The organism is Methylobacterium sp. WCS2018Hpa-22 (genome assembly GCF_031843785.1).
In the GTDB taxonomy this organism is placed as follows: domain Bacteria; phylum Pseudomonadota; class Alphaproteobacteria; order Rhizobiales; family Beijerinckiaceae; genus Methylobacterium.
Genome location: NZ_JAVTJA010000001.1, coordinates 106,283 through 132,737 on the forward strand (window position 1 = coordinate 106,283; position 26,455 = coordinate 132,737).

21 protein-coding genes are annotated in these 26,455 nt (G+C 66.6%); 18 read left to right on the plus strand and 3 right to left on the minus strand.

The window, feature by feature from the left end:
* A complete protein-coding gene (locus RQI43_RS00465) occupies window positions 1-1,284 on the minus strand; it encodes a ferredoxin:protochlorophyllide reductase (ATP-dependent) subunit N (RefSeq protein ID WP_311273853.1) in 1,284 nt (427 codons plus the stop codon).
* A complete protein-coding gene (gene bchF / locus RQI43_RS00470; protein ID WP_311273854.1) occupies window positions 1,281-1,787 on the minus strand; it encodes a 2-vinyl bacteriochlorophyllide hydratase in 507 nt (168 codons plus the stop codon). The genes RQI43_RS00465 and bchF overlap by 4 nt, the downstream gene beginning before the upstream one ends.
* Window positions 1,788-2,079: 292 nt before the next feature.
* Here bchF and RQI43_RS00475 point away from each other — a divergent pair, with 292 nt between their 5' ends.
* From RQI43_RS00475 to RQI43_RS00520, 10 genes are all read left to right on the plus strand, one after another.
* Window positions 2,080-2,964 carry a B12-binding domain-containing protein gene (locus RQI43_RS00475; protein WP_244477988.1) on the plus strand — a complete coding sequence of 295 codons (885 nt, stop codon included), beginning with the start codon at window positions 2,080-2,082 and terminating at the stop codon, window positions 2,962-2,964.
* Between the two features lie 35 nt (window positions 2,965-2,999).
* Entirely contained in the window at window positions 3,000-4,445 is a 1,446-nt protein-coding gene (gene ppsR / locus RQI43_RS00480) for a transcriptional regulator PpsR (protein WP_311273855.1), read from the plus strand.
* 100 nt (window positions 4,446-4,545) lie between these two features.
* The gene (chlG, locus tag RQI43_RS00485) at window positions 4,546-5,469 is read left to right on the plus strand and encodes a chlorophyll synthase ChlG (RefSeq protein WP_311273856.1); all 924 of its coding nucleotides are present in this window, start codon (window positions 4,546-4,548) and stop codon (window positions 5,467-5,469) included.
* Window positions 5,469-6,812 carry a BCD family MFS transporter gene (locus tag RQI43_RS00490; protein WP_311273857.1) on the plus strand — a complete coding sequence of 448 codons (1,344 nt, stop codon included), beginning with the start codon at window positions 5,469-5,471 and terminating at the stop codon, window positions 6,810-6,812. Before chlG ends, RQI43_RS00490 begins: the two co-directional genes overlap by 1 nt.
* A 5-nt stretch (window positions 6,813-6,817) precedes the next feature.
* Entirely contained in the window at window positions 6,818-8,002 is a 1,185-nt protein-coding gene (locus RQI43_RS00495) for a geranylgeranyl diphosphate reductase (protein WP_311273858.1), read from the plus strand.
* Window positions 7,999-8,520, plus strand: a complete 522-nt coding sequence (locus RQI43_RS00500; protein WP_311273859.1) for a TspO/MBR family protein — start codon at window positions 7,999-8,001, stop codon at window positions 8,518-8,520. Before RQI43_RS00495 ends, RQI43_RS00500 begins: the two co-directional genes overlap by 4 nt.
* The gene (locus RQI43_RS00505; RefSeq protein WP_311273860.1) at window positions 8,517-8,876 is read left to right on the plus strand and encodes a hypothetical protein; all 360 of its coding nucleotides are present in this window, start codon (window positions 8,517-8,519) and stop codon (window positions 8,874-8,876) included. Before RQI43_RS00500 ends, RQI43_RS00505 begins: the two co-directional genes overlap by 4 nt.
* Before the next feature lie 46 nt (window positions 8,877-8,922).
* A complete protein-coding gene (locus RQI43_RS00510; RefSeq protein ID WP_311273861.1) occupies window positions 8,923-10,491 on the plus strand; it encodes a c-type cytochrome in 1,569 nt (522 codons plus the stop codon).
* Window positions 10,492-10,809: 318 nt separating this feature from the next.
* Window positions 10,810-11,703, plus strand: coding sequence for a transporter (locus tag RQI43_RS00515; RefSeq protein ID WP_056425239.1), 894 nt, complete (start codon window positions 10,810-10,812; stop codon window positions 11,701-11,703).
* A gap of 805 nt (window positions 11,704-12,508) precedes the next feature.
* Window positions 12,509-12,907: a hypothetical protein gene (locus RQI43_RS00520; protein ID WP_056425232.1), complete on the plus strand. Its 399-nt coding sequence runs from the start codon at window positions 12,509-12,511 to the stop codon at window positions 12,905-12,907.
* A 391-nt stretch (window positions 12,908-13,298) separates the two neighbouring features.
* On the opposite strand, the gene RQI43_RS00525 is transcribed toward RQI43_RS00520, so the two are convergent.
* Window positions 13,299-13,742 carry a hypothetical protein gene (locus tag RQI43_RS00525; protein WP_311273862.1) on the minus strand — a complete coding sequence of 148 codons (444 nt, stop codon included), beginning with the start codon at window positions 13,740-13,742 and terminating at the stop codon, window positions 13,299-13,301.
* Window positions 13,743-14,146: 404 nt separating this feature from the next.
* Between RQI43_RS00525 and RQI43_RS00530 the strand changes: the two genes are divergently transcribed.
* The 8 genes from RQI43_RS00530 (at window position 14,147) to RQI43_RS00565 (ending at window position 26,427) form a co-directional block, all read left to right on the plus strand.
* Window positions 14,147-14,830, plus strand: coding sequence for a TetR/AcrR family transcriptional regulator (locus RQI43_RS00530; protein ID WP_311273863.1), 684 nt, complete (start codon window positions 14,147-14,149; stop codon window positions 14,828-14,830).
* Window positions 14,827-16,056 carry an efflux RND transporter periplasmic adaptor subunit gene (locus RQI43_RS00535; RefSeq protein WP_056425227.1) on the plus strand — a complete coding sequence of 410 codons (1,230 nt, stop codon included), beginning with the start codon at window positions 14,827-14,829 and terminating at the stop codon, window positions 16,054-16,056. The genes RQI43_RS00530 and RQI43_RS00535 overlap by 4 nt, the downstream gene beginning before the upstream one ends.
* Window positions 16,057-16,115: 59 nt before the next feature.
* A complete protein-coding gene (locus RQI43_RS00540; RefSeq protein WP_311273864.1) occupies window positions 16,116-19,214 on the plus strand; it encodes an efflux RND transporter permease subunit in 3,099 nt (1,032 codons plus the stop codon).
* 382 nt (window positions 19,215-19,596) lie between these two features.
* Entirely contained in the window at window positions 19,597-19,767 is a 171-nt protein-coding gene (locus tag RQI43_RS00545) for a hypothetical protein (protein WP_244477986.1), read from the plus strand.
* Window positions 19,768-19,837: 70 nt separating this feature from the next.
* The gene (locus RQI43_RS00550) at window positions 19,838-20,911 is read left to right on the plus strand and encodes an ABC transporter substrate-binding protein (protein WP_311273865.1); all 1,074 of its coding nucleotides are present in this window, start codon (window positions 19,838-19,840) and stop codon (window positions 20,909-20,911) included.
* A 9-nt stretch (window positions 20,912-20,920) separates the two neighbouring features.
* A complete protein-coding gene (locus RQI43_RS00555) occupies window positions 20,921-21,970 on the plus strand; it encodes an ABC transporter permease (protein WP_156467711.1) in 1,050 nt (349 codons plus the stop codon).
* On the plus strand, window positions 21,964-22,758 hold the full coding sequence (locus RQI43_RS00560) for an ABC transporter ATP-binding protein (RefSeq protein WP_056425221.1): 795 nt from the start codon (window positions 21,964-21,966) through the stop codon (window positions 22,756-22,758). The genes RQI43_RS00555 and RQI43_RS00560 overlap by 7 nt, the downstream gene beginning before the upstream one ends.
* 330 nt (window positions 22,759-23,088) lie before the next feature.
* Window positions 23,089-26,427: a DEAD/DEAH box helicase gene (locus tag RQI43_RS00565; protein ID WP_311273866.1), complete on the plus strand. Its 3,339-nt coding sequence runs from the start codon at window positions 23,089-23,091 to the stop codon at window positions 26,425-26,427.
* Window positions 26,428-26,455: the final 28 nt, after the last annotated feature.

Below are 26,455 nucleotides of genomic sequence, written 5' to 3' on the forward strand. Positions count from 1 at the left end.
TCAGACCTCCAGCCGGGTGCGACGGACGAGGGGTCTGGCGAACAGTTCGGCGAGGTCGCCGGCCTGGTCGTAGCCCTGGATCGGGGTGAACAGCAGCTCGATCGACCATTTCGTCGCCAGCCCCTCCGCCTCCAGCGGGTTGGCGAGGCCGAGGCCGCACACCGTCAGGTCCGGCCGGGCCGCCCGGCATCGGTCCATCTGGGCATCGAGGTCCTGGCCCTCGACGATCGTCGTTCCGCGCGGGAGCAGCGCCAGTTCGTCGGCGAGATGGCCGCGATGCAGGTAGGGCGTGCCGATTTCGACGAGTTCGGCGCCGAGTTCCCGTGACAGGAAGCGCGCAAGCGGGATTTCCAGCTGCGAATCGGGGAAGAAGAACACGCGGCGGCGGGCGAGCATGGCCCTGTAGGGCGCCAGCGCCTGTTCTGCGCGGCGCGATCCCGCGGCGGTGGCCGCGGCGAACCGGGCGGGGGCCACGTCGAACGCGTCCGCCGCAGCCTTGAGCCATCCCGTGGTGCCTTCGGCGCCCAGGGGAAACGGGGCGGTGAGCCGTGTTGCGCCCCGCTCCTCCAGCGCCCGTGCCGTGTCGGCGAGGAAGGGCTGGGCCAGCAGCGCCAGAGTGTTCGGGCCCACCGGCGGCATTTCGCCGGCCCGGCGCGCGGGCAGGAACCGCACGGGGGCGATGCCGAGTTCTGCGAAAATACGGGCGAACTGGTCTTCGACCACGTCGGCCAGCGCCCCGACCACGAGGAGCGAGGGGGCGGCATCTTTCGCCTCGGCCGGCATGGAGGGGACGAGGGAGGCGAGGCAGGCATCCTCGCCCTGCGTGAAGGTGGTCTCGATGCCGCTGCCCGAATAGCTCAACACCCGGACTTGGGGAGACAGCTCGCGGGACAGGCGCTGCGCCGCGCGGCCGAGATCGAGCTTGATCACCTCCGACGGGCATGAGCCGACGAGGAACAGCAGCTTGATCTCGGGGCGGCGCTCGATCAGCCGACCCACCACGCGGTCGAGCTCGTCGTTCATGTCGGCGATGCCGGCGAGGTCGCGCTCGTCGATGATGGCGGTGGCGAATCGCGGCTCGGCGAAGATCATTACCCCGGCGGCCGATTGGATGAGATGGGCGCAGGTGCGCGAGCCGACGACGAGGAAGAAGGCGTCCTGGATCTTGCGATGCAGCCAGACGATCCCGGTGAGGCCGCAGAACACCGCCCGCTGGCCGCGCTCCTGCCGGATCTCGACGCCGCAGGCGGGGTCGAAGTTGCCGAGCTTGGCATGGGCATTCATCGCGCGCCCTCCGGTGAGAGGACGAGGCGGGACGGGGCCTGGAGCCGGGCCGCGCGCAGCTTCAGCAGGAATTGCGCGGCGTTGACGGCGTAGGACGCGTAGGCGGCGAGCGCCAGGAGCATCAGCTCCGCCGTCGTGAGGGCGCCCGTGACGAGCGCCACGAGATAGGCGCTGTGCAGGGCCAGCACGAGCATGCTGACCATGTCTTCCCAGTAGAAGGCCGGGGCGAACAGGTAACGCCCGAAGACGTCCTTCTCCCAGATCGAGCCCGTGACCATGATCGCGTAGAGCAGCAAAGTCTTGGCGACGATGGAGACGTTGGCCATCTGCGCGCCCTCCCCCGTCGCCAGGGTGCGCAGGACGAGGCCGAGGCTGATCAGGAAGACCAGGAACTGGAGGGGGGCGAGGATGCCCTGGACCAGGGTCCAGCGGGAGGCGTCGCGCCGGGCGCGCTCGGCCGGCGAGTAGAGAGGTCGAGTCGGCTGGCCCCCTCTTGCAGGCATCGGTTCCACCCTGTCCCGGCTTGGCCCCGCATGGTCGGGGTCCGTTGCCGAGGAGGGTATGAACCGGCGGAATAAGTGTCAAGCTGGCTTTACGTCATTTTAAATTTACAGCATTGATGCATAATAATGTGAGTTGCTGGATTGCCAAATGGGTTGTGAAGCGTATCGTTATCGACAAGGCCCGCTTGTCGCACTGCAAGCAGCGTCGGACGCTTTTTAAGTCGAAGACGTCAAGTTCGACAATCAAGATCGAGCTGGATCAAGAAGCCGTCATAAAACATTGGAGGACCCAATGGATGATGTCTGGCGGTTTCGCACGGCTTCCGGGATCGAGCCGGTTGCATTGGACGAGTGCGCCTCGTCGGAATTCGCATTATATCCTGGCGGGGCCAGGCAGGAGCGGAACTCCGCGTGGGACGTCGATCTCGCCAGCGTCATCGAGGCGGAGATCATCCCTCGCCTGATGCTCGCCCACCGGGCGGATTCCCGTGCCAACCGCCCGGGAATCCTGCCAAGCACGGAGCAGATCACGGATTTCGCCACGCTGGTCCTGTCACCGGACGGCGAGGATGTCGAAGACCGGATCGCGCGCCTCGTTGATGACGGGCTCGCCCTCGACAGCCTGCTCCTCGATCTCCTCGCCCCCACGGCCCGCCATCTCGGCCTGTTGTGGGAGGAAGACCTCTGCGACTTCGCCGAGCTCACCATCGCCATGGGCCGGCTCCAGCGCATCATGCACGAGCTCACCGCCCGGTTTCGCGACGAGCCGGCGCCGGACCCGCACGGCCGCAGCGTCTTCCTGATGGCCTGTCCCGGCGAGACGCACAGCTTCGGTCTCTCCCTCGTCGAACGCTTCTTCCGCGACGCCGGATGGGATGTGACCAGTGCGGCCCATTCCGCGCATTCCCAGGCGATCCGCGCCGCCAGCACGGGCTGGTTCGATGTGATCGGCGTATCGCTCGGCTGCGAAACCCTGCTCCCAACCCTCACCCGGCTGGTGACCGAGCTTCGTCGCACCTCGCGCAATCCATCGGTCCGTGTCATGGTCGGCGGGCCGATCTTCATGAACCATCCCGAATATTCGGCACTCGTCGGCGCGGACGCGACGGCGGGTGATGCACGCCTTGCCATAACCATCGCCGAGAGCTTGCTTGATCCGCGGGCCAGACCCTGCTGAAAGACCGGCTCGACGTCGTCACATCGTGGTGATCCTTGACCAGTCTGGCACTTCCCGCCGCGGCGGAAACCTTCGCAGCGCTTCGTAAGGCACTCGGTCCCCTGGACGCGGAGTCGGCCGGGCTTCTCGTCGCGGCCGCGACGGATCTCGCTCTGGTGGTCGATGCGGACGGGATCATCCGCGATGCGGCCTTCGGCAACGCGGATTTCGCCGATGAAGGCTGTGAGACCTGGCTCGGCCAGCCCTGGATGGATACCGTCACGGTCGAGAGCCGGCCGAAGATCGCCGCCCTCCTGCGCGATGCCGCCCCGGGCGCCGTCACGCGCTGGCGGCAGGTGAACCATCCCTCCGCCACCGGCATCGACCTGCCAGTCCGCTATTCCGCCCTGCGCCTGGAGAATGGCGGTCCGATCATCGCCATCGGCCGCAATCTCCGCGCCATGGCCGTGCTCCAGCGAAAGCTCGCAGAGACCCAGCAGGCCCTGGAACGCGACTACCTGCGCCTGCGCGGCGCCGAGACCCGCTACCGCCTGCTGTTCCAGCTTGCCGGCGAGCCTGTCCTGGTGGTGGATGCCGCCACCCGCCGGGTTACCGAGGTGAACCCGGCCGCCGCCCGCCTCCTCGGCCGGGCGGAGAAGCGCATCATCGGACAGGACGTGGTCGACCTGTTCGATTCCGCCAGCACCCGCGAACTAGAATCGCTGTTCGCTGGCCTGCGCATCACCGGCCAGGCCGGCGATCTCGTCGCGCAGCTCGGCAACGGTCGCGGCGAGACCCGCGTCGCCGCTTCCCTGTTCCGCCAGGAGAACGCCACGAGCGCGCTCCTGCGCCTCTCCTCCGGTCCCGCCGAGGTGGCCGGACCGAGCCGTGCCGGCACCTCCGCCCTCGACGTGATCCAGAGCCTGCCCGAAGGTTTCGTCGTCACCGATCCGGCCCGCCGTATCCTCGCCGCCAACGCCGCCTTCCTCGATCTCGTGCAGCTCGCCACCGAGGAACAGGTGCGCGGCGAACCCCTCGATCGCTGGCTCGGACGAGAGGAGACCGAGGCCGCCGCGCTGTTCTCCACCCTCGGCCAGCATGGCTCGGTGCGCCATTTCGCGACGAGTCTCCGGGGCGAGTACGGTTCGGTGGAGGAGGTGGAGGTCGCCGCCGTCGCGGTACCCGGCGCCGGGCAACCCTGCCTCGGCTTCACCATCCGTTCGACGCCGCGCCGCACGGCGGCGGCTTTGGGCGGTCGGGAATTGCCACGCTCCGTCGAGCAGATGACCGAACTCGTGGGCCGGGTCTCGATGAAGAACCTCGTGCGCGAATCGACGGACCTGATCGAGCGCCTCTGCATCGAGGCGGCCCTGCGCATCACCCGCGACAACCGGGCCTCTGCCGCCGAGATGCTGGGGCTCAGCCGGCAGGGCCTCTACGCCAAGCTGCGCCGTTATGGCATCGGCGATCTCGATGCGCCGGAGCCTGCCGACGAACAATAGTTCAGGCTTGTCTTCCGGCAGGCCAAATGTCGCACAAAATTGACATTTTATGTGTCAATCTTTCTTGACACTTCCGGCGGTCGGCCCCTAGCTTCGGGGCATGGCAACGTCGGCGTCCACCCCTCCCGCCGCTTCCGTCGGCATCCCCGCTCCCGCCACCCTGGTCGAGCTTCTGAAGCCGATCACCTGGTTCGCACCGATGTGGGCCTTCGCCTGCGGCGTGGTCTCGTCGGGTATGGCGGCCGAGGGGCGCTGGCCGCTGATCCTCGCCGGGATGGTGCTCGCCGGCCCCCTGGTCTGCGCGACCTCGCAGGCGGTCAACGATTGGTACGACCGCCATGTGGATGCGATCAACGAGCCGCTGCGCCCGATCCCGTCCGGCCGGATGCCTGGCCGCTGGGGCCTCTACGTCGCGCTGGCCTGGACCGCCCTCTCCCTCGCCGTCGCGGCCTCGCTCGGGGTCTGGATCCTCAGCGCCGCGCTGTTCGGTCTCGTCCTCGCCTGGATCTACAGCGCGCCGCCCCTGAGGCTGAAGCAGAACGGCTGGTGGGGTAACGCGGCAGTGGGGCTCTGCTACGAGGGCCTGCCCTGGTTCACAGGTGCCGCCGTGATGGCCGGCGCCCTGCCCGACCACCGCGTTCTCACGGTGGCCCTCCTCTATTCGGTGGGTGCCCACGGCATCATGACCCTCAACGACTTCAAGTCGGTAGAGGGGGATGCGCGCATGAATCTCCGCTCGCTGCCGGTCCAGCTCGGGACCGACCGGGCCGCGCGCCTCGCCTGCCTCGTCATGGCCCTGCCACAGCTGGCGGTGATCCTCCTCTCGGCCTGGTGGAACTGCGCGGGGCACGCGGCCCTCGTCACGGGGCTGCTCGTGGCGCAACTCGCGCTGATGTCCCGCCTGCTCCGGAGCCCGCGCGAGCGGGCAGCCTGGTACAACGGCACCGGCACCACCCTCTACGTGCTCGGCATGCTGGTGGCGGCTTTCGCCCTCAGGGCCCTCGCGCAGCAGGGAGCCGCGTGATGGCGCCGAAGATGGGCTGGCTCGCCATCGTCCGCCTCGGCCTCGTCCAGACCGCTTTGGGTGCCGTGGTCGTTCTCATGACCTCGACCCTCAACCGGGTCATGGTCGTAGAGCTCGCTTTGCCGGCGATGATCCCCGGCGCCCTCGTCACCCTCCACTACGCCGTGCAGGTTCTGCGCCCGCGCTGGGGCTACGGCTCGGATGTGGGCGGGCGGCGCACGCCCTGGATCGTCGGCGGCATGGCCGCGCTCTGCCTCGGCGGATTCGGTGCGGCGGCGGCGACCGCCCTCATGGAAACGCAGCTTTCCACCGGCATCGCCCTCGCCATCCTGTCCTTCCTCTTGGTGGGGATGGGCGGGGGCGCGGCGGGGACCTCTCTCCTCGTTCTCCTGGCGGGCGGCGTCGATGCGCGCCGCAGGGGGGCTGCCGCCACCATCGTCTGGGTGATGATGATCGCCGGCTTCGCCATCACCACGCCGATCGCCGGACATTTCCTCGATCCGTTCTCCGGTGTCCGCCTGGTGATGGTCTCCGGCACGGTGTCGCTTGCCGCCTTCGCCCTCGCCTGTCTCGCAATCCGTGGAATCGAGCCGCGCCGCGCGGCGGCCGCACCGTCCGATGCCGGCGGGAAGCGGCCGTTCCGCGAGGTCTTGGCCCGGGTCTGGTCGGAGCCGGCCTCGCGCCGCTTCACCATTTTCATCTTCGTGGCGATGCTCGCCTACAGCGCGCAGGAGCTCATCCTCGAACCCTTCGCCGGCCTCGTCTTCGCGATGACGCCGGGGGCCACCACCAAGCTGTCCGGTCTCCAGCATGGCGGCGTGCTCGCCGGCATGCTCACCGTCGCCGGCCTCACCATGGGAATCGGCGGTCCCTATCTCGGCTCGCTGAAAGTATGGACCGCCACCGGCTGCGCCGGCTCGGCGCTGGCTCTGGCCGGAATCGCCGTCGGTGGCCTCGTCGGCCCGGATTTCCCCCTGCGCGCCGCCGTCTTCGCTCTTGGCCTGTTCAACGGGATGTTCGCCGTGGCCGCCATCGGCTCGATGATGGGTCTGGCGGGTGCCGGTGGCGAGGCCGAGCGCGGCACCCGAATGGGCGTCTGGGGCGCGGCCCAGGGCGTCGCCTTCGGGGCCGGAGGCTTCCTCGGGACCATGGCGGTGGATCTCGCCCGCCTCGTCAGCCCCGAACCGGTCCTTGCCTATGCTGCCGTCTTCCTGGCCGAGGCCGCCCTGTTTCTGGTCGGCGCCGCCCTGGCCATGCGGATCGAGCATGCCGCTGCGACGCAATTGCGCCGCCCTGCCCGCCCCGCCGAGCCCGTGCTGCAGCCCCGATTGTCGTTGAGGTGAGACCCATGCCGGAATTGGAGACCTTCGACGTCGTGGTGGTGGGAGGCGGCCCGGCCGGGGCCACCGCCGCCACCGATCTCGCCCGGATGGGGCGGCGGGTGCTGCTCCTCGACAAGCCGGGGCGGATCAAGCCCTGCGGCGGCGCGATCCCGCCGCGCCTGATCCGTGATTTCGCCATTCCCGACGCGCTGCTCGTCGCCCGCGTCCGCTCGGCCCGCATGATCTCACCGGCCGACAAGCGGGTGGACATGCCCATCGGCGACGGCTTCGTCGGCATGGTCGACCGGGAGCATTTCGACCCCTGGCTGCGCGAGCGCGCGGCCCTGGCCGGGGCCGACCACCGCCCGGGCAGCTTCACCCGCATCATCCGCGACGCGGAAGGCGGGGCGGTGGTGCATTACCGCTCGGGCGATGCGGAGTACCGGGTTCGCACCCGCCTCGTCATCGGCGCGGACGGCGCGAGTTCGGTGGTCGGGCGGGCCGAGATTCCCGGCCACGCGGCGATGAAACAGGTCTTCGCCTATCACGAGATCGTCCGGCCGCCGGCGGATGGGAGCGGCGATGTCGAGGGGACGCGCTGCGACGTCTACTACCAGGGCAAGCTCTCGCCGGATTTCTACGCCTGGGTCTTCCCCCATGGCGACACGATCAGCATCGGCACCGGCAGCGCCCGCAAGGGGTTCTCCCTGCGCGGGGCGATCCGGTCCCTGCGCGCCTCCACGGGCCTCGATGCCGGCGAGACCCTGCGCCGCGAGGGCGCGCCGCTGCCGCTGAAGCCGCTCAGGCGCTGGGACAATGGCCGGGACGTGCTGCTCACCGGGGATGCCGCCGGCATCGTCGCCCCGGCTTCGGGCGAGGGCATCTACTACGCCATGCTCGGCGGCCGGCTCGCGGCGGAGGCGGCCGACACCTTCCTCGCCACCGGCAAGGCCGCATCCCTGGCCCTTGCCCGGCGTCGCTTCATGCGCCTGCACGGCCGCGTCTTCCTGATCCTGCGCATGATGCAATGGGTCTGGTACCGCAACGATTCCCTGCGGGAGCGCTTCGTCTCGATCTGCAAGGACAAGGACGTCCAGCAGCTGACCTGGGATTCCTACATGAACAAGGAGCTGGTCCGGGCAAAGCCCGCCGCCCATGCGCGGATCTTCTTCAAGGATCTGGCGCACCTGTTCCGCTGGGTCTCGCCGTGATCGGCGGTTACGAGACCGGCCCGGTCGTGGCTTCGGCGGCCGCCGCCCTCGTCACCGCCCTTGCCGGTGGTCTCCTGACGACGACCGGCCCCTGGTATCAAACCCTGCGGCGTCCCTCGTGGAAGCCGCCGGACTGGGCCTTCGGCCCGGTTTGGACAACGATCTTCACCCTCATGGCGATCTCCGCCGTGATGGCCTGGCACGCGGATGCCGGAACCTCGGCGCGCACCGCGCTGCTGGCAGCCTACGGCGTCAACCTCTGTCTCAACATCGCCTGGAGCGGCATCTTCTTCCGCCTGCGCCGGCCGGACTGGGCCTATCTCGAAGTCATCGCCCTCTGGCTCTCCATAGTGGCGCTGATCGCGGTGACCGCCCAGGCCTCGGGGATCGCGGCGTTGCTGCTGGCGCCCTACCTCGCCTGGGTCAGCGTCGCGACACTGCTCACCCGGGCGATCGTGCGGCTGAACGGGCCGTTCGGCCGGGCCGTACCGGTCCGCGATGTCGGAAGCCGGGTATGATTCCGGATGTGGCAACCCTGGCGTCTCTCTTCGCCTCCGGGCGGATCATCGACGTAATCCTCGGTCTCGTGGCCCTGGAGGCCGCCGCCCTCGTGGCATGGCGCCTTCATGGGCGAGATCGCCCGCTTCTTCCGCCCCTTTTCTGCAATCTCGCCTCGGGCGCGGCGCTGATGCTGGCGATCCGCGCCGCGCTGATCGGCTCGGATTGGACGGTGGTTGCGCTCTGCCTCATCGCCTCGCTGATGGCGCATCTAGGGGAGGTCGCGTTGCGCATGTTTGGGGGGTCGCGTTCCGCATCCGATCCGGCGATGCCCGATTTTCGCCAACCGGGCAGACCGGTCACGAGGCGTGCCTGAATTGCTGCTGTCCAACCTTCGGCTTCATGAGTGGAGAACCGGCATCATGCGTCGCATATCCGCCCTTCTGCTCGGTTCGGCCGGTCTCATCGCCGCCGTGACCGGTGTCTCGGCCCAAGATGCGGAACAGATCAAGCGGGGCGAATACTTGGCGACGGCGGGCGATTGCGTCGCCTGCCATTCGGCACCGGGCGGCAGGCCCTTTGCCGGGAACTATGTCCTCAACACGCCGATCGGGAAGATCCGCACGCCGAACCTCACACCGGACGACGAGACCGGGCTCGGCAAATGGACCGCCGACGACTTCTACCGCGCCCTGCACGAAGGCATCGACAACGAGGGCAGCTACCTCTATCCGGCCTTCCCCTTCGCCTGGTACACCAAAGTCACGCGCGACGATTCCGATGCGATCTTTGCTTATCTGCGCTCCCTCGAGCCGGTGAAGGAGCCCCGCAAACCTTCCGAGATCCCCTTCCCCTTCAATATTCGCAGCGCGCTCATCACCTGGCGCACCGCGTTCTTCACCGCGGGCGAGTTCAAGCCGGATCCAAACGCCAGCGCCGAGGTCAATCGCGGCGGCTACCTCGTGGAGGGCCTCGGCCATTGCGGCATGTGCCACAACGCCAACAAGATCGTCGGAAACAGCGGGTTGGCGGGCAAACTCGGTGGCGGGGTCATCGACGGCTGGTACGCGCCCAACATCACCCCCGACGACCACACCGGGATCGGCTCCTGGACCGACGATCAGGTGGTCGAATACCTCAAAACCGGCACGGCTCCGGGCAACCGGCCGGGCGTCGCCGCCGGGCCGATGCGTCAGACCATCGAGGAATCCCTCTCCAGGCTGACCGATGCCGACCTGAAGGCGATGGTCGCCTACCTGCGCACGCAGAAAGCCAAAGAGAGCTATAAAATCAAGGACATCCAGGCCTTCAACCAGGCCGATGCGCCGGGTGCTGCGACCTATCTCAGCTATTGCTCCTCCTGCCACAAGCCGGACGGCCAGGGCGTCGAGGGGGCGATCCCGGCGCTCGCCGGCAATACCTCGGTGCAGTCGGAAGGCCCCGAGACGGTGATCCGCATCATCCTCGGCGGCCTCGCTGCCCAGAACGGCTACGCGCCGATGCCTGCAGTGGGGGCCGGCATGACCGACCGAGAGGTCGCCGACGTCACGGACTACATCCGCAACGCGTGGGGCAACAACGCCCCCGTCATCGCCGAGCGCGGCATCGTCACAACCGCTCGCGCCGCCACTCAGACCATGCTCGCCGGAACGGCGCCCTGCGCGGAGATCGCGCAACCCGAGGTCGCAAAGGCCATCGCCGATGCGGGGAGTGCCGAGAGCCTCAAAGGCTTGGCGCCGGACAACTTCGTGCCGGTCATCGACTCTCTGCTACCCAAGGTAAAGGCAGCCGCCGGAGGGGCCAAGGACGACGACATCGTCAATGGGCTGACGACAGTGTTTTGCCAGGTTGCGCGCCATGATCCGGCCTACGGCAAGATCGGCTGGCACGCGGTCATCGGCAGCTTTTCGAGCGTCGTATATAGTCAGATCAGGAATCCCGAGAAACGTGTAGCCTTGCCGGCCCCCGCTGGTGTTGCGCCGACGCCGTGATTCAGCGCTAACGACGTCGCGGACATCAATACCTACGAGCGCTGCAAACGCGAAGCCGATGATTTTGATCTAACATTGGAAAGCGGTATCGCGGCAAGAGTACAAATAAATATTTTCGTCTATGCAGATAACGATCGCTGCTTTAATTTGTAGGTATTTCGCGAGAGAATTGCCCCTTTATCTATATGTGACCTTTAGGTGACATCCGCAGATGCGATGACGATACGTGGGGAATGAGATCCGGTGCTGGTGCGTCGATGAAGAAGAGCTTGCTCGAACGCAGCGCTCTTCCCATCACGCTCGAAGTAGAGGCACTGGATGATTCACGGTACCCGTCACGCGACATACACGCTCGGTCTCACCCTGTGCGTCGGCCTCGGCCTGACCACCCTGGCTTCAAGGCCGGTCCAGGCCGGTTCTGCGGCGCAACCGGGACAGACGGTCGGTCTCCCCGTTGGCGCCCAGCTTCCCGTCGGCCTCTACTTCGTGAACACGTCGAGCTTTGGTGTCCGCGATACCCGGCCGCTTGATTCCGAATCTAATATCAACCTGCCCACCTTCCTTTGGGCGACGCCCTGGAACCTGCTGGGCGCGCGCCTCAACCTAGCGGCGATCCAGCCGGTCGTAGCGTCGAGTCCGCGAGGCGCAGCCTATCAGAGCGGCATCGGCCAACCACTGCTCGCTACCCAACTTGCTTGGAACCTCGGCAACGATTTCGGCGTCAGTTATCTCTTCGGTGGATACCTGCCGATCGAGACGGAGTTCCTCACCCGGAACGCGTCCCTCAGCCACCGCTTCGCTGCGAGCTATACGGGTAACGGACTGAACCTGACCGCTAATCTGCTCTACGGAGTTTTCGTCGATCCGGTGACCGCCCAAGGTGTGGTCTATCCCGACTATCTCAACCTCGACCTCACTGCGACCAAGAAATTCGGTAAGTGGGAGGTCGGCCCGGTAGCCTTCGCCTCCACTGACATGCCCACCCGATTTCCCGGGTATCGCCGCCAGGGACAGATCGCCGTCGGCGGCCTCGTCGGCTACAATTTCGGGCCTGTGAACCTCCAGGCCTATGTCACGCGCGATGTGGTGGAGCGCAATTACGGTGGTCAAGAAACGCGCGGTTGGCTGCGGCTCATCGTGCCGATCTACAAGGAGAGCACCAATTCGGCGGCTCCCTCGATCCCGCTGAGCGGGCGGCAATCCCTGCGCTAGGGATTCCTCATAGAGCGTTCAAGCGAAAGGCCGACTCCAGCACGCTCCAGGCTCCGGTATCGATAAGGAGCGTGTTGCCGGTTTGAAGTCGGCATCCCCTGCTGGCGTCCATGCCTTCGAAGGCGGTCGTGACAAGGGGCCGTCGAGGAGGTGTCCTGCGAAGTTGGGACAGGTTGGCTGATGCAGGGGCACCGCCACGATGCGGGTAGCGCTTGCCCCCAGGTTCGACGTAGCCAACGCCATAAGGCGCAGCCCAGATCACCTCCATAGCCAAAGGTCCTCATTCCCAATGTTATGCATATAGATGCGCTCATCCGCGGCGAGAGCCTGCCGGTTCGGGTCGAACGTTGCAATAAGGCCTGCTATGAACGCCATACGTGGATATGTGCCAATTTTTAGACTTGAGATAGCCATTGTATCCCAAGATTAATTAGCCATAAAGTCATATTGCAAATAGGAACTTCGTCGGATAGTGCTACTTTGAGTCGAAACAGAATGGCAGAACGTCATCTGATAGAATAAATATTATTAATACACTGGAGTACGACGTATTTACACTAGCAAATGCTTTGCTCTGTTACTGTTTCGAAACATGTGTGTCCGGACGGGCGGGCATCGCCGTTCGGGCAGGTCGGCGTAAGGGAATTTCCTCTCTTTTGCGTGAAGTACAAGGCGGTGCGCCTTCGGGACAGGGCTGGGATTTACCGTAAACCGCCCATTAATCCGACTCGTCGAAACCTAGCGATCGTTGGGGCCGGGGCGACATGCGCTGGTTTCCGCGCGTGGTTTGTAAGGGTAACGGTGTATGCGTAGCGTTCACACGGCGATCGACAACGTGGTTCCCTTCCGACGTCCCGGCAGGCCCCAGCCCCAGGCTCCCGTCGTATCGCCCTCCCTAGCCGCGAGGCGGGTCGATCAGCGCGCGCTGATGGATGCGGTCTATGCCAGCGGAACGCTCGCGGTTGCGGCGGGTGATCGTGAGACTAAGCTGATCGCCGCCCGCCTGCAGGTCTACGGCTTCCTCACCGTCGAGGAATTGAGCGAAGAAGGGGCGTTGCGGCGCCTGCGTCCGTCCGAGGCTATCCGCGCCCAAGCCGACCGCCCCTGGCGCCTCTCAAAAGCAGCCTACGGCTCCGGCCTGTCTGTCACTGTCCCAGCCGCCGACGATTTCCTGTTCGACTCTTCCGCCGGCGCCTCAGCCTGATCCTTCCGTAAGAAGCACCTGCTGTCCTTGCTCATCGACGGCAGGCTCCGGAGGGAGCGGCTCTCCGGTGACAATGTGAATGGCAGCGGCGAGACAGCTAATTTCTTCGTCGCCGAAGATGCATCCCTGAACACCACCGGGGTAGATGCCCCGAGGTGCAGCTATCCGCTCTTGATAGTCAGCGTCTGCTTATACCCACGACGTTTTTCTTCACGAGCGACGACGTCAACCACCCGGCTCGACCATCGGCAGGTGGGTTCCTATGGCTAACCGGGAAATCTGACTGGGCCGAAGCATCGAGCCGAGCATCATCGAGCAAATCCACCGCACCGGCGTAAGGCCTGCTGTGGCGCACCTATACTTTGCTCGGCAGCGACCCAGGGGGGATGCCTCAGCGGTCGCGCTTATTTACCACCGCGCAGCCGGTCATTGGTCCACGGCTCCCGTTTATGACAGAGCACGTGACGAGAGATGTCGCCGCATCGGCATGGCTGTGGCGGGAGATGACCGCCTGCTCGCGGGCGCGGCGAGCTGCGGCTACGATCAGGTCTGGTGCAATCCCGGTAGCGATCCGCCCGGCCCGGCCGAACAGGTCATAGTAGTCATCGCTCGGCGTCTCCCCCTTGAATTGGACTCCGACAGCGGACGGGTCACCGCAGGCGAGTGTCAGCGTCATCCCGTTGGTGACCGACATTTCCGCGAAATCAACGGTGCGGTTGACGAGCGTGGCCTTCGTCTCAGCCACGACGCTGTCGATGAGATCCCCGCACGGATCTGCCTGGGCCGAACTGCTGAAGAATGGCACGAGGGCGGCGGTCAGAATCATGAAGCGCATGGGAGTTAAACTAGGAGCGCTGCTCATCCCGTCGAGGAGGGAGTCGGATAACATTATTAGCTCCTATTGAACGTTCATTCATTGACCTTTGAATGAACGTTCAATAGATTTGCGGAGAGACGGGAGGCCGCGATGGGCGATCTAGGTTGGTACGATGATGTGGATGCGCCTCGCGATGGGATCTCCCAGCGCATTGTGGTCTCGGCCCGCTCCGCTTGCCGGATGTCCAATCTTCTGCCGGGGCTCTTGATTCTCGTCGGTTGGCTCGCTTTCATTGGCTGGACGGGTGCAGGATCGGATGGGTGGCAGGCGCGGGTCTGCGCCGACCTTGGTGGACATGCGTACTCCTGCGGATCGATCAATGCTCAAGGTGTGGGCATCGTCGCGAACACGGGGGCCGCATCATGAGCGCCGGCGTCCTCACTGAGCCTCGAAGCAGCCAGTCGACCCGCCGCCAGGACATCCTCGATGCCGCCGAGATTTGCTTCGTCCGCAATGGCTTCCACCGCACAACGATGCAGGATCTCGCCCGTCAAGCCGGGATGACCGCAGGCAACATCTACCATTACTTCAAGTCGAAGGAGGCCGTTGTCTTAGGCCTCGCGGAGCGTGAGCGCGGGCATGGTATGACCCTCGTCGAAGAGATGGAGCGGGCCGGCGATCGCCGTGGGGCCCTAATGGGCATCCTCGAACGCTACTTCGCCCGGGCGACCCGCGAGAGCGCGGTCCTGCGCGTCGATCTCTGGTCCGAGGCCACTCGCAACCCCGACATTGCCGGCATGGTCGAGCGAGGCGAGACCGAGGCCCGCCTTTGGTTTGTCGAGACTCTTTCGTCTCTGGCAACCTCACCGGCCTGCGATGCCGCCATTCTCTACGACAAAACGCTGAACCCGCTGATGAAGGGCATTCTCGTGAACCTGGCGCTCTGGCCAGCCTTCAATCCAGCCCCCGCCGCGGCGCATTTGTGCGCCCTGATCGAGGCGGGACTGGACGGACGGCTGCCGACGGCGGCGCAGGAGGCGGAGGCCGGCGCGCTTCCCGTCTCGCTCGGTTTTCCGTCCCACTCTCTCTTGGAGGGTAGCCGATGAGTTCCGTCCTCAAGGTCGTTCGTCCCTTCGTTCTCATTCTTGGCCTACCGTCGGGTTCGGCCTTCGCTGAGGTCGCGCTGGCTCCAAACAAGCCGGCGCCGGCGGTGAGCACTGTCGAGGCGGCACGCCGCGAAATCGTCGAGCAGGTCGTCGTTACCGGATCTCTGGTTCCCCGTGACGAAATCCTGGTAACGCCCGAAATCGAGGGCTATCGGGTCACCGAAGTGCTGGTCGAGGAGGGCATGCGCGTAGAGCGAGGCCAGATCCTGGCGCGGCTCTCGCGCGATCTCATCGACCAGCAGATCGCTCAGCAGGACGCCCTGGTCAGCAAGGCGTCGGCCACCGTGCCGCAAGCACAGAGCAATATCGAGCAGGCGGAGGCCGCCGAGATGGAAGCGCGCCTTGCCTTCGAGCGAGCTAAGCAACTCATGAGTAGCGGCAACGGCACAGCGGCGATCATGGAGGGGCGCACTGCGTCCTTGCGTCAAACGGAGGGCAAGCTCGCCTTCGCGCGCAATGGTCTTGTCATCGCAAGGGCGGAACTCGCTCAGGCGCGGGCTCTGCGCGACGAACTCTCATTGCGCCTCGCCCGCACCGAGATCCGCGCGCCGGAAGCCGGTATCGTAAACCGCCGTACGGCCCGCGTCGGTATGGCAGCCTCTTCCTCTTCTGAGCCGTTGTTCAGGCTCATCGCCCGAGGCGAGATTGAGCTCGAAGGCGAGGTCATTGAGACCAAGCTGCCACTGTTGCGGGAGGGGGCACCCGCCTCGATGGAGCTTACCACTGGCGAGCGCGTGCGAGGGAGCGTGCGCGCCGTCTACCCGGAGGTCGATAAGGCAACCCGCCTCGGCAAGGTCCGCGTCCGGCTCGATCCCGATCCGCGCCTGCGTATTGGCACCTTTGCCCGAGGGGCCATTGAGGTCGCACGAACCCGTGGCATCACCGTGCCCCAGGCCTCCGTTCTGTATGGCGGGCCGCAACGCAGTAGCGTCCTCATAGTCGCCGATGGCCTCGTGGAGGCGCGGACCGTGCGCACCGGCATCTCAGACGATGACGATATCGAAATCCGCTCAGGCCTCAACCAAGGCGAGGCCGTGGTCGCGCGCTCTGGAAGCTTCCTGCGTAACGGCGACCGGGTCCGCGCCATCCCGGTTGCCGTTACGCCCGCTCCCGCCGTCGCGAACGGCCCGTCCCCGCGCGAAACCGCTGAAGCCGGCATTCCCTGAAACAGCGCCCGGAACAGCCGGGCTCTGTTGTTTCCATCTCGCGAACACGGTTTGTGCCGATGCGCCTCAACGTCTCCGCCTGGGCGATCCGCAAGCCGATCGGCCCACTGGTTCTGTTCCTCGTCCTGATCGTTCTCGGCCTCGTCAGCTTTCGTGGGCTTCCAGTCACGCGCATGCCGAATATCGACGTGCCCATCGTCTCGGTGGCGATCACGCAGGCCGGCGCTGCCCCATCCGAGCTCCAGACCCAGGTGACGAAATGGGTCGAGGATTCAATAGCCGGCGTACGCGGCGTGAAGCACATCACCTCGGCGATCACAGAGGGATCCTCCGTCACGACGGTAGAATTTCGTCTTGAGGTGAACACTGACCGCGCGGTCAACGACGTAAAGGATGCAATCTCGAAGATCCGCATCAACCTGCCACGCACCATCGACGAACCGGTGATCAGCCGTGTCGAGATCGCAGGCCTGCCGATTCTGATCTACGGCGTGAAGGCCCCGGCGATGACACCTGCCGACCTCTCCTGGCTGGTGGAGGACAAGATCGCCCGCTCGCTCCAGGGGGTGAAGGGCGTCGGTGGGGTCGAGCGTGTCGGCGGCGTCGCGCGCGAGATCCGCGTCGTGCTCCAGCCCGACCGCCTGCTGGCGCTCGGCATCACCGCTGCGGATGTTAATCGGCAGTTACGCTTGACCTCAGCTGACATGGCGGGCGGACGTGGCGAGGTCGGTGGTCGCGAACAATCGATTCGGACGCTTGCCGCCTCTCGCACGGTACGTGACCTCAAGGCTACGTCCATCGTCCTACCGGGGGGACGCAAGGTTCGTCTCGACGATCTCGCTGTGGTGCAGGACGCCATCGAGGAGCCGCGCACCTTCGCCCGTTTCAATGGCGAGCCGGTCGTCGCCTTCGCGGTCTCGCGCGGCTCGGGCGCCAGTGATGCCGAGGTGGCGACAGCCGTCGAGAAGCGCATCGACGAGTTCCGCAAAACCTATCCCGACGTGGCTTTCGACGTCATCGATTCATCGGTTTCGGCCACGATCGGAAGCTACGATTCGGCGATGCACACCCTGATCGAGGGCGCTGTTCTCGCTGTCATCGTGGTTTTCCTGTTCTTGCGGGACTGGCGCGCGACCTTGATCGCGGCGGTCGCCCTACCGCTCTCCGTCTTCCCGACCTTCTGGGCGATGGATGCGCTGGGTTTTACCCTCAACGGCATCAGCCTGCTCGCCATCACCCTCGTCACCGGCATTCTGGTGGATGACGCCATCGTCGAGATCGAGAACATCGTCCGGCACATGCGGATGGGGAAGTCAGCATACCGGGCGGCGATCGAGGGCGCCGACGAGATCGGTCTCGCCGTCATTGCCATTACCGCCACGTTGATCGCGGTGTTCGCGCCGGTCTCGTTCATGGGCGGTATCGCAGGCCGCTACTTCATGCAGTTCGGGCTCACCATCGCCGTCTCGGTGTTCATGTCGCTGCTCGTGGCGCGGCTGATCACGCCGATGCTCGCTGCCTATTTCCTACGCGACCACGGCCATCACCACGACGAACGTGAGGGATGGGTGATGCGCACCTATGGCCGGTTGGTGGGCTGGTCCGTGCGCCACCGCGTCATCACCCTCATCGTCGGCCTCGTGCTGTTTGCCGGTTCGCTCGCCTCCACCGGGTTGCTGCCCTCCGGCTTCGTGCCGAAGCAGGACAATGCCCGCACGCTGTTCATGGTGGAACTCGCGCCTGGCGCGAAGCTCGTAGACACCGTAGCTGTCGCTGACCGAGTGGTCGAACGCATCCGTTCCCTGCCGGAAGTCACCTCGGTCTTCGTCGATGGCGGTCGTCAGGTGGGGGGCAAGAAGGAGACCCGGCTCGCCACCCTCATCGTCAACCTGACTCCGAAGAACGCGCGCTCGAAGAAGCAGGCGGCGGTAGAGACCGACATCGCCGCGTTGCTGGCGGAGGAACCGGACATCCGCTCCTGGTCCCTGCGCGATTCCGGCCAGCGCGACCTCGCCCTTGTGGTTGGAGGGCCGGATGCCGAGATCGTCGCCGAAGTGGCGGCAAGGCTGCAGCGCGACATGGCGGCGATCCCACACCTCGTCTCCGTGATGTCGACCGCACCGCTCAACCGCACGGAAGTGCGCATCCGCCCGAAAGAGGGGGCCGCCGCCGATCTCGGCGTCTCCACAGAAACCATCGCCGAGACCGTACGAGTCGGGACGATCGGCGATATCGGCCTGAACCTGGCCAAGTTCAACGCCGTCGACCGCCAGATTCCGATCCGCGTTCAATTGCCCGAGGCGGCGCGCGGCGCGATTTCGCGGTTGGAGAACCTCAAGGTCCCAGCAAAGAACGGCGGCGCCGTGCCTCTCGCCGCTGTGGCTGATATCGAGCTCGACCAGGGACCGGGCGCCATCGAGCGCTATGACCGCGTAATCCGCGTGGCGGTCGAGGCCAACATGGAAGGGTCCGACGCGTTGGGCTCGCTCATCGCTCAAGCCCTGGAAACACCCACCGCGAAGTCGCTGCCGCCTGGCGTCACCATTCGCCAGACCGGCGACGCCGAGATCATGGGCGAGGTCTTCTCCGGCTTCCTGCTGGCGATGGGGGCCGGGATCATGATGGTATACGCCGTTCTCGTTCTCTTGTTCGGTTCGTTTCTTCAGCCACTGACGATCCTGTTCTCGCTGCCGCTTTCCATCGGTGGCGCGATCCTCGGCCTCCTCATCCTCAACATGCCGATATCGATGCCCGTGGTCATCGGTATCCTGATGCTGATGGGGCTGGTCACGAAGAACGCGATCATGCTGGTGGATTTCGCCGTGGAGGAGATGGCGCGCGGCGTCGACCGCGTCACCGCCATCGTCGATGCCGGCCGCAAGCGGGCGCGCCCTATCGTGATGACAACCATCGCCATGGCCGCCGGCATGGTGCCCTCGGCGATGGCGTTGGGTGTCGGTGGCGAGTTCCGCGCACCCATGGCGGTGGCGGTGATCTCCGGCCTCATCGTCTCCACCCTGCTCTCACTGGTCTTCGTGCCGGCCGTGTTCCTTTTGATGGACAGCCTCGGTGCCCTGCTCTGGCGTCTGTTCGGCCGCTTCGTTGGCGCCCGCGACGAGGCGCCGATTTCCGACGCGATGGCTGGCTCCGCCCGCTGACAGTCCGTCGGCATGCGAGCATCGGTACCAGGAACTTTCCCGATCGACCGGTCGGGAGAGAGCTCTCACCTGCGGAATGCGGGACATTTGGAAGCACATTTCGCGAGCCCTCACCTATAGTTTCGCCTGTCGACAAGTCTATCGGCTCGCTGCCGACGCGAGGGCGCAATGAAGATCCGTCACCCCAAACATAATCGTTGCCTTCACCATGCATGTCTCGCCGATCTCGGCGGCACTCATCATGGGACGATTCTGACGAATGGGGTTGATGGTCATGGGTTATCACGACGCGAGAATTGAAGCGGCTAGCTCCGCGAGCGCCTGGGCTTTTGCAGGCGCTATCGCGCCGAAGCATGTTCGCCGCACCTATGGCAGGGCAGCCGTGGCTGCTGCCATCGAGAACGGACTGATGCCCGAGGAGCTGTCCGAAGTGCTGGCTGGCCGCCGCGTCGTCGAGGCCTTTCCGGTCGATGGCGGAGAGAGCGTCTCCGACTACGCCCATCGGGCGGTGGCCGAGATGATGGTCGCCTATCTCAGTTACGCCCCGGCCTGACCCGCCGACTGCCTCCCCAGACATTCCATCGATCCATGAAGGCGGGCTGCTCGCAGCCCCGGAGACGACCATGACCGACGACCTGCTGTCCCGACGCCGCCTGCTGAGAGCGGGCGCCACCGTCGCGGCCGCCCTGCCCCTCGGCCTTACCGCGACGGCGGGGCGTGCCTGGGTTCCGGGCCCTGCTGTGCCCTTCGATCCCGGTCCCCTGTGCGCGCCGGCAGTGGCCACTGAGCCTTGGAGCGGCCCGCTGCGGCCTGTGAAGCTCGCCTGGAACGCCAATGCCATTTGCACCGCCGCGGCTCCCGTCGCCAAGGAGCGGGGCATCTTCGCGGCCTACGGGCTCGACGTGGAATTCATCAATTTCGGCGGCTCTACGGAGGCCCTGCTGGAGGCCATCGCCACCGGCAAGGCCGATGCCGGCATCGGTATGGCCCTGCGCTGGCTGAAGCCCCTCGAACAGGGATTCGACGTCAAGATCACCGCCGGCCTCCATGGAGGTTGCCTCAGGCTGCTCGGCGCAAAATCCGCAGGCATCAGCGACATTGCCTCTCTGAAAGGCAAGACCATCGCGATCAGCGACCATGCGAGCCCGGCCAAGAACTTCTTCGCCCTGCTCCTGTCGGATGCCGGTATCGATCCCGACAGGGAGATGGAATGGCGGCAATACCCAGCCGATCTTCTCAACCTCGCCGTGGAGAAGGGCGAGGCCCAGGCCCTGGCCGATGCCGACCCGCGCACCTGGATCTGGCTGAAGGACCCGCGCTTCACCGAAGTGGCCACCAACCTGACAGGCAGCTTCGCCACGCGCTCCTGCTGCGTGGTTGCCCTGCGCGGCAGCCTGATCCGTAACGACCGGGCGGTCGCCTCCGCCCTCACCCGCGCCATCCTCGAGGGTGGTCACCGCGTCGCCACCGATCCGCTGGATGCCGCCGGCATCTTCTCGAATTACGGTGGCAAAGGCTCGGTGGAGGATCTGGCCGCGATGCTGCGCAGCCATACGCACGATCACCGGCCGGTGGGCGTCACCCTCAAGCAGGAGATCGCCCTCTACGGCGACGAACTGAAGCGCGTGAACGTGATCCGCCGGTCCACCGACACGGCGAAATTCGCCGACCGGGTCTATGCCGACGTCCTGAGCTGAGGGGCATCCATGTCGAGTTCATTGACGGGGGCGTTCGGCGGAGGCTTCCGCCGGGCCGCCGAAGCGGATGCGGATGCCACGGTATCGAGTCGCTCCGCATGGCGAACTCGTCTCGCTGCCCTGTGGTGGGTCGGCCTCCTCGCCGGTTCCGTCTGGCTCGCCCTCGCGGCCCTCACGATCGGTCTGCCGGAGAACGGCGACTTTCCGTATTCCGCCACGTTCGGACATGGCGCCGGACTGATCGGTGCGGCCTTGCTTCTGGCGAGCCCCTTTCTCCCCGCCCTCGGCCGGGTCGGAGGCCGCCTTCGTCATTGGGGACCCTGGACGGTCGCCCTCGCCCTCGCCTTCACCGTCTGGGAACTGGTGACGGCCAAGTTCGAATGGCTGCCGATGCCGTTCTTCCCGCCTCCTCAGGCGATCCTGGAAGTCTTCGCAGAGGATTGGCCGAAACTCGGCGGCAGCATCGTCAATTCGCTGATCCTTCTGTCGGGCGGCTACCTCATCGGTGCCGCGGTCGGCTTCGTTCTCGGTGTGGCGGTGGGCTGGTCGCGGACGGCCGGCTACTGGGTCCATCCGGTCCTGCGCTTCGTCGGACCGCTCCCGGCCACCGCCTGGCTGCCGCTGGCCTTCTTCGTGTTCCCCTCGTCCTGGTCGGCGAGCACGTTCCTCGTGGCTCTGGCGACGGGTTTCCCGGTAACGGTGCTGACCTGGTCCGGGATCGCGGCCGCCAACAAATCCTATTACGACGTCGCCCGCACGCTCGGAGCCTCGCAGAGCTTCCTCATCCGCAAGGTCGCGATCCCGGCCGCGCTGCCTCACGTCTTCGTCGGGCTGTTCATGGGGCTCGGCGCCTCCTTCGCGGTTCTCGTCGTGGCCGAGATGCTGGGCGTGAAATCCGGCCTCGGCTGGTACCTGCAATGGGCGCAAGGATGGGCAGCCTATGCCAACATGTATGCCGCCCTCATCGCCATGGCGCTGATGTGCTCGACCCTGATCACCCTGCTGTTCCGCCTGCGCGACCGCGTCCTGTCCTGGCAGAAGGGGCTCGTCCAATGGTAGCGGTGACCCTCGAAGCGCCGACCGGCGCCTCCTCTTCCAGCCGGCGTGGAGCCCTCGCTGTCAGAGGTGTCTCCCACGCCTTCGACATCGGCGGTACGCGCCTGCCCGTTCTCGACGACATCGACCTGACCATCGCGCCGGGCTCCTTCGTCGCCCTGCTCGGGCCCTCGGGCTGCGGAAAGTCGACGCTGCTGCGCCTCGCCGCCGGTCTCGAACCGCCGGAATCCGGCACCCTCGCCCTCGACGGGGAGACGATCGCCGGACCCGATCCGGAACGGCTCCTCGTCTTCCAGGATCCGACGCTCTATCCCTGGCGCACGGTGCGGGGGAATGTCTCGCTGGGCCTGGAGGCGCGCGGGCTGCTTCGCCGCCATCGGCACCGCATCGACGAGGCGCTGGACCTCGTCGGGCTTGCCGACTTCGCCGAGGCCTATCCCCACCAGCTCTCCGGCGGCATGGCCCAGCGCACGGCGCTCGCCCGGGCTCTCGTCAACGATCCGAGCCTGCTCCTCCTCGACGAGCCTCTGGGCAAGCTCGACGCTCTCACTCGCCTCGCCATGCAGGGCGAACTCGTCCGGCTCTGGCAGGAGAGCCGCTTCACGGCGCTCCTCGTCACCCACGATGTCGAGGAGGCCCTCATCCTCGCCCAGCGGGTGATCGTGCTGAGCGACCGACCGGCTCGGATCAGGACCGAGATCGCGGTGGATGCCCCCTATCCGCGCCGCCGCGACGACCCGAAGCTCCTGAGCCTGCGCACCGAGATCCTCGGCATCCTCGCGGAGAAATGACCGCCATCGGAGGGGGCAAACGACCGCCATCGGACGGGCTCAACATGCGTCATGCGGCGGGCTTTACTCCAGCGCGGACGATCCGCCCGATCCTGCCTGTCCCGCGCTTGAAACCGGCTGGGATTCACGCGGGCGGAGGGTTGAATGAGCGACACGTCGAGTAGGGAGGAATGCCCCCGCCCGGCGATGGATGACGCCCTCGTCCACCCATCATCCCGCACTCGGTACGGTCTGCGACAAACTGGGGACAGATCGTGAATCTCGGGACCCGAGTCGCGTCGGCCCACGTTTGCCGACTCCCGACATCAATGATGGGCAGCGCACTCCCCGATGGCAAAACGCCGGACTAGGACGTCTCCCGACAACGCCTCCGAAGAGGTCGTCGCTCCCCTCGTTCCCATCGGCGCCCTGGCCGTGGCGCTCCTCGACCTCGTGGCACTGAACAAGCCCCTGATCCACATGGTGCGCGAAACGCACCGGCAGGAGGCCATCGCGGCGATCCTGCGCGCCCTGGCACCCGATCGCAGCGTTGCGATCTACCCGGAATGGGATTGCCTGCCCTTCGACCGGACCTCGCCGTCGCGCGGCGTCATGGGGCAGCGCACGGGCGTGTTGCGCTGGCTCACGGACACCGCCGCCCTGCCCGACATCGTCCTGACGACCGCCCCCGCAATGATCCAGCGGGTTCCACCGCCCGAGACATGGGCGGACGCCCATCTCGAGATCCGCGTCGGCGATGATTTCGACCCGACGGCGATCACCGCGACGTTGCAGCGACTCGGCTACATCCTGGACGACCGGGTCGACGAGCCGGGCGAGGTGGCGGTGTGGGGAAGGACGGTGGACGTGTTCCCCGCCGCCGCGCCGCGCCCCTGCCGGATCGAGCACGAGGACGGCCGCGTCATCGCGATCCGGTCCTACGATCCGGTCTCCCAGCGCTCCCTGGCGGAGGCCGAGCGACTGGTCATCGACCCGGCCACGGAGATCCTTCTGCCGGAGGGCTCGGAGAACCAGCTGCGGCCCTTCACCGGTCAGGAGCACCAGCTTCCCCGCTTCTACCCTACGCTCACGACGGTGCTGGACTACGTCCCGGATGCCCGCCTCGTGGTCGAGACCGGCGCCGAACAGCGCGCCGCCGCCTTCTTCGAACAGATCGCCGAAGGGCGCGATGCCGGCGACCGGAACCGTGACCTCGGGGACCTCTATCTCGACCCCCGGAGTTGGACTGCCCTTCAAGAGAAGCGACGTGTCGCCACCGCGTCGGCGGACGAATCCGAGGATCTCGCCATTCCGGCCTTCGTGCGGAAAACCCGTCCGAATGCGGCCCTCGCCGAGACCCTGCGCCGGCATCTCGAAAGCGGCGAACGCATCCTGCTGACGGGACCGGAGGAGCCTCTCGGTCGCCTGATCCGCGTCGCCGAGCGTGTGTTGGGTCGTAAGGCACGAAAGGTGACGAACTGGACGGAGGTTGCCCGTGCCGGGCCTGGTGCGATCCTGGCGCTGGCCGCTCCCATCGAGGCGGGGTTCAGGGTGCCGGGACAGGGTGTCTGTGTCATTGCAGCCGCCGACCTGTTCGGGAGCCACGCCGCCGCTGCGGCTGAGGGCGAGCCGACGGCGAGCCTTCCCATCGGCGAGGTCGAGCTGCGCATCGGCGATGTGGCGGTCGATCGCGACAACGGTCTGTGCGTCTTCGAGGGATTGGAGCATGTCGAGACCGGAGCGGAAGGCGGCGAGGACGCCCTGCGTCTGCGTTTTGCCGGAAACGCGATCCTGATGGTCCCGGTCTCCCAGGCCGACCGGATCTGGCGCTACGGCTCGGAGGCCGAGGCGGTGACTCTCGACAAACTCGAAGGCGGGTCCTGGGGGCGTCGGCGTCTCGAAGCCGAGGCCTGCATGGCCAAGGCGGCCCGCATGATGCTCGCCGATGCCGAGGCACGCCGGGAGGTCAAGGCGCCGGTTCTGTCACCCCCGGTCCGGGAGATGGAGCGCTTCGCCGCCGGTTTCGGATTCAACCTCACCGCCGATCAGGCACGCGCCGTGAACGGGGTGATGGGCGATCTCGCCTCGGGGCGGCCGATGGATCGGCTCGTCTGCGGCGATGTCGGCTTCGGCAAGACCGAGGTGGCCCTGCGTGCCGCCGCCGCCGCGATCTTCGCCGGCCGTCAGGTGGCCGTGGTGGCGCCCACCACCGTGCTGGCTCGCCAGCATGTGCAGACCTTTACCCGGCGCTTCGCCCGTTTCGGCATCGAGGTCGCCCATCTCTCACGGCTTGTCTCGCCGGCCGAGGCGAAGCGCGTGAAGGCCGGGCTCGCCGACGGCAGCATCCGCCTCGTCGTCGGCACCCATTGCCTCACCGCCAAGGGCGTCGGTTTCGCCGATCTCGGCCTCGTGGTGATCGACGAGGAGCAGCGCTTCGGGACCAAGATGAAGCAGGCGCTCCGCAACACGGCGGGGGACGGTCACGTCCTCACGCTCACGGCGACGCCGATCCCCCGCACCCTGCAATCCGCCCTCGTCGGACTGCAATCCCTCAGCGTCATCGCCACGCCGCCCGCGGTGCGCCAGCCCATCCGCACGGTGATCGCGCCGTTCGACGCAGATGGCCTGCGGGACGCGCTCCTGCGCGAGCACCGACGGGGCGGACAGAGCTTCGTCGTCTGCCCGCGGATCGAGGATATCGGCCCCATGGCGGAGCGCCTCGCCAAGCTCGTCCCCGACCTGCGCACGATGATCGCCCATGGCGAGCTCAAGGCGGCGGACATGGACGACGTGATGGTGCGTTTCGCCGATGGCGAGGGCGACGTGCTGCTGGCGACCAGCATCATCGAGAGCGGCCTCGACGTGCCCCGCGCCAACACGATGCTGGTCTGGGATGCGGAGCGTTTCGGCCTGTCGCAGTTGCACCAGCTGCGGGGCCGGGTCGGTCGCGGCCAACGCCGGGGCGTCGTTTACCTGCTTCACCAGCCGGAGAAGCCTCTCAGCCCGGCGACGGAGAAGCGGCTGCGCACCTTGGAGGCCCTCGACCGGCTCGGTGCCGGTTTCGCCATCAGCGCCCGCGACCTCGACCTGCGCGGGGCCGGCGATCTCGTGGGCGAGAACCAGGCCGGCCATGTGAAGCTGATCGGGCTCGGCCTGTATCAGCACCTTCTGCATCTCGCCCTGAGGGCCGCGAAGGGCGAGACCGCCGAGGATTGGACCCCCGAGATCCGGATCGGTCTCTCCGGCGGCGTGCCTGCGGATTACGTGCCGGAGCCGGAGGTGCGCCTGAGCCTCTATACGCGGCTCCTGCGCCTGACGACCGCCGACGAGGTCGAGGCGCTCCGCCACGAGGTTGCGGACCGGTTCGGCCCACCGCCGGAGGCGTTCGAGGCCCTCGTCACCCTGGCCCGGCTCCGGGTCGGGTGCCGCACGCTCGGAATCGCTCGGTTGAGCGGAGGACCTCAAGGCTTGGCGGCGGATTTCCGTGCCAACGCTCCGCCGATCCTGCTGCCGGTCAACGCGCATATCGAGCGCCGCGACCGCCGCGTGCTCCTGCGCGCGCAGTGCGAGGATGCCGTCGAGCGCGGCCATCTTGGCGCCCGCCTGCTCGAACGCCTGCAGGAGGCCAGCGCCCGGCGCCCGGCCAAGGAGGGAAGGATCGGATCCTCGCCGATGCGGAAGGCCGGGTGAGATCGGGGGGCTCGGACGGGAAGTGTCA

Coding starts and splice junctions, on each gene's coding strand:
- RQI43_RS00560 (WP_056425221.1), top strand. CDS start 21,964: ATGGTAGCGGTGACCCTCGAAGCGCCGACCGGCGCCTCCTCTTCCAGC.
- RQI43_RS00465 (WP_311273853.1), bottom strand. CDS start 1,284: ATGAATGCCCATGCCAAGCTCGGCAACTTCGACCCCGCCTGCGGCGTC.
- RQI43_RS00515 (WP_056425239.1), top strand. CDS start 10,810: ATGATTCACGGTACCCGTCACGCGACATACACGCTCGGTCTCACCCTG.
- RQI43_RS00550 (WP_311273865.1), top strand. CDS start 19,838: ATGACCGACGACCTGCTGTCCCGACGCCGCCTGCTGAGAGCGGGCGCC.
- chlG (WP_311273856.1), top strand. CDS start 4,546: ATGGCAACGTCGGCGTCCACCCCTCCCGCCGCTTCCGTCGGCATCCCC.
- RQI43_RS00540 (WP_311273864.1), top strand. CDS start 16,116: ATGCGCCTCAACGTCTCCGCCTGGGCGATCCGCAAGCCGATCGGCCCA.
- RQI43_RS00505 (WP_311273860.1), top strand. CDS start 8,517: ATGATTCCGGATGTGGCAACCCTGGCGTCTCTCTTCGCCTCCGGGCGG.
- RQI43_RS00565 (WP_311273866.1), top strand. CDS start 23,089: ATGGCAAAACGCCGGACTAGGACGTCTCCCGACAACGCCTCCGAAGAG.
- RQI43_RS00530 (WP_311273863.1), top strand. CDS start 14,147: ATGAGCGCCGGCGTCCTCACTGAGCCTCGAAGCAGCCAGTCGACCCGC.
- RQI43_RS00535 (WP_056425227.1), top strand. CDS start 14,827: ATGAGTTCCGTCCTCAAGGTCGTTCGTCCCTTCGTTCTCATTCTTGGC.
- bchF (WP_311273854.1), bottom strand. CDS start 1,787: ATGCCTGCAAGAGGGGGCCAGCCGACTCGACCTCTCTACTCGCCGGCC.
- RQI43_RS00510 (WP_311273861.1), top strand. CDS start 8,923: ATGCGTCGCATATCCGCCCTTCTGCTCGGTTCGGCCGGTCTCATCGCC.
- RQI43_RS00475 (WP_244477988.1), top strand. CDS start 2,080: ATGGATGATGTCTGGCGGTTTCGCACGGCTTCCGGGATCGAGCCGGTT.
- RQI43_RS00490 (WP_311273857.1), top strand. CDS start 5,469: ATGGCGCCGAAGATGGGCTGGCTCGCCATCGTCCGCCTCGGCCTCGTC.
- RQI43_RS00555 (WP_156467711.1), top strand. CDS start 20,921: ATGTCGAGTTCATTGACGGGGGCGTTCGGCGGAGGCTTCCGCCGGGCC.
- RQI43_RS00520 (WP_056425232.1), top strand. CDS start 12,509: ATGCGTAGCGTTCACACGGCGATCGACAACGTGGTTCCCTTCCGACGT.
- RQI43_RS00495 (WP_311273858.1), top strand. CDS start 6,818: ATGCCGGAATTGGAGACCTTCGACGTCGTGGTGGTGGGAGGCGGCCCG.
- RQI43_RS00525 (WP_311273862.1), bottom strand. CDS start 13,742: ATGCGCTTCATGATTCTGACCGCCGCCCTCGTGCCATTCTTCAGCAGT.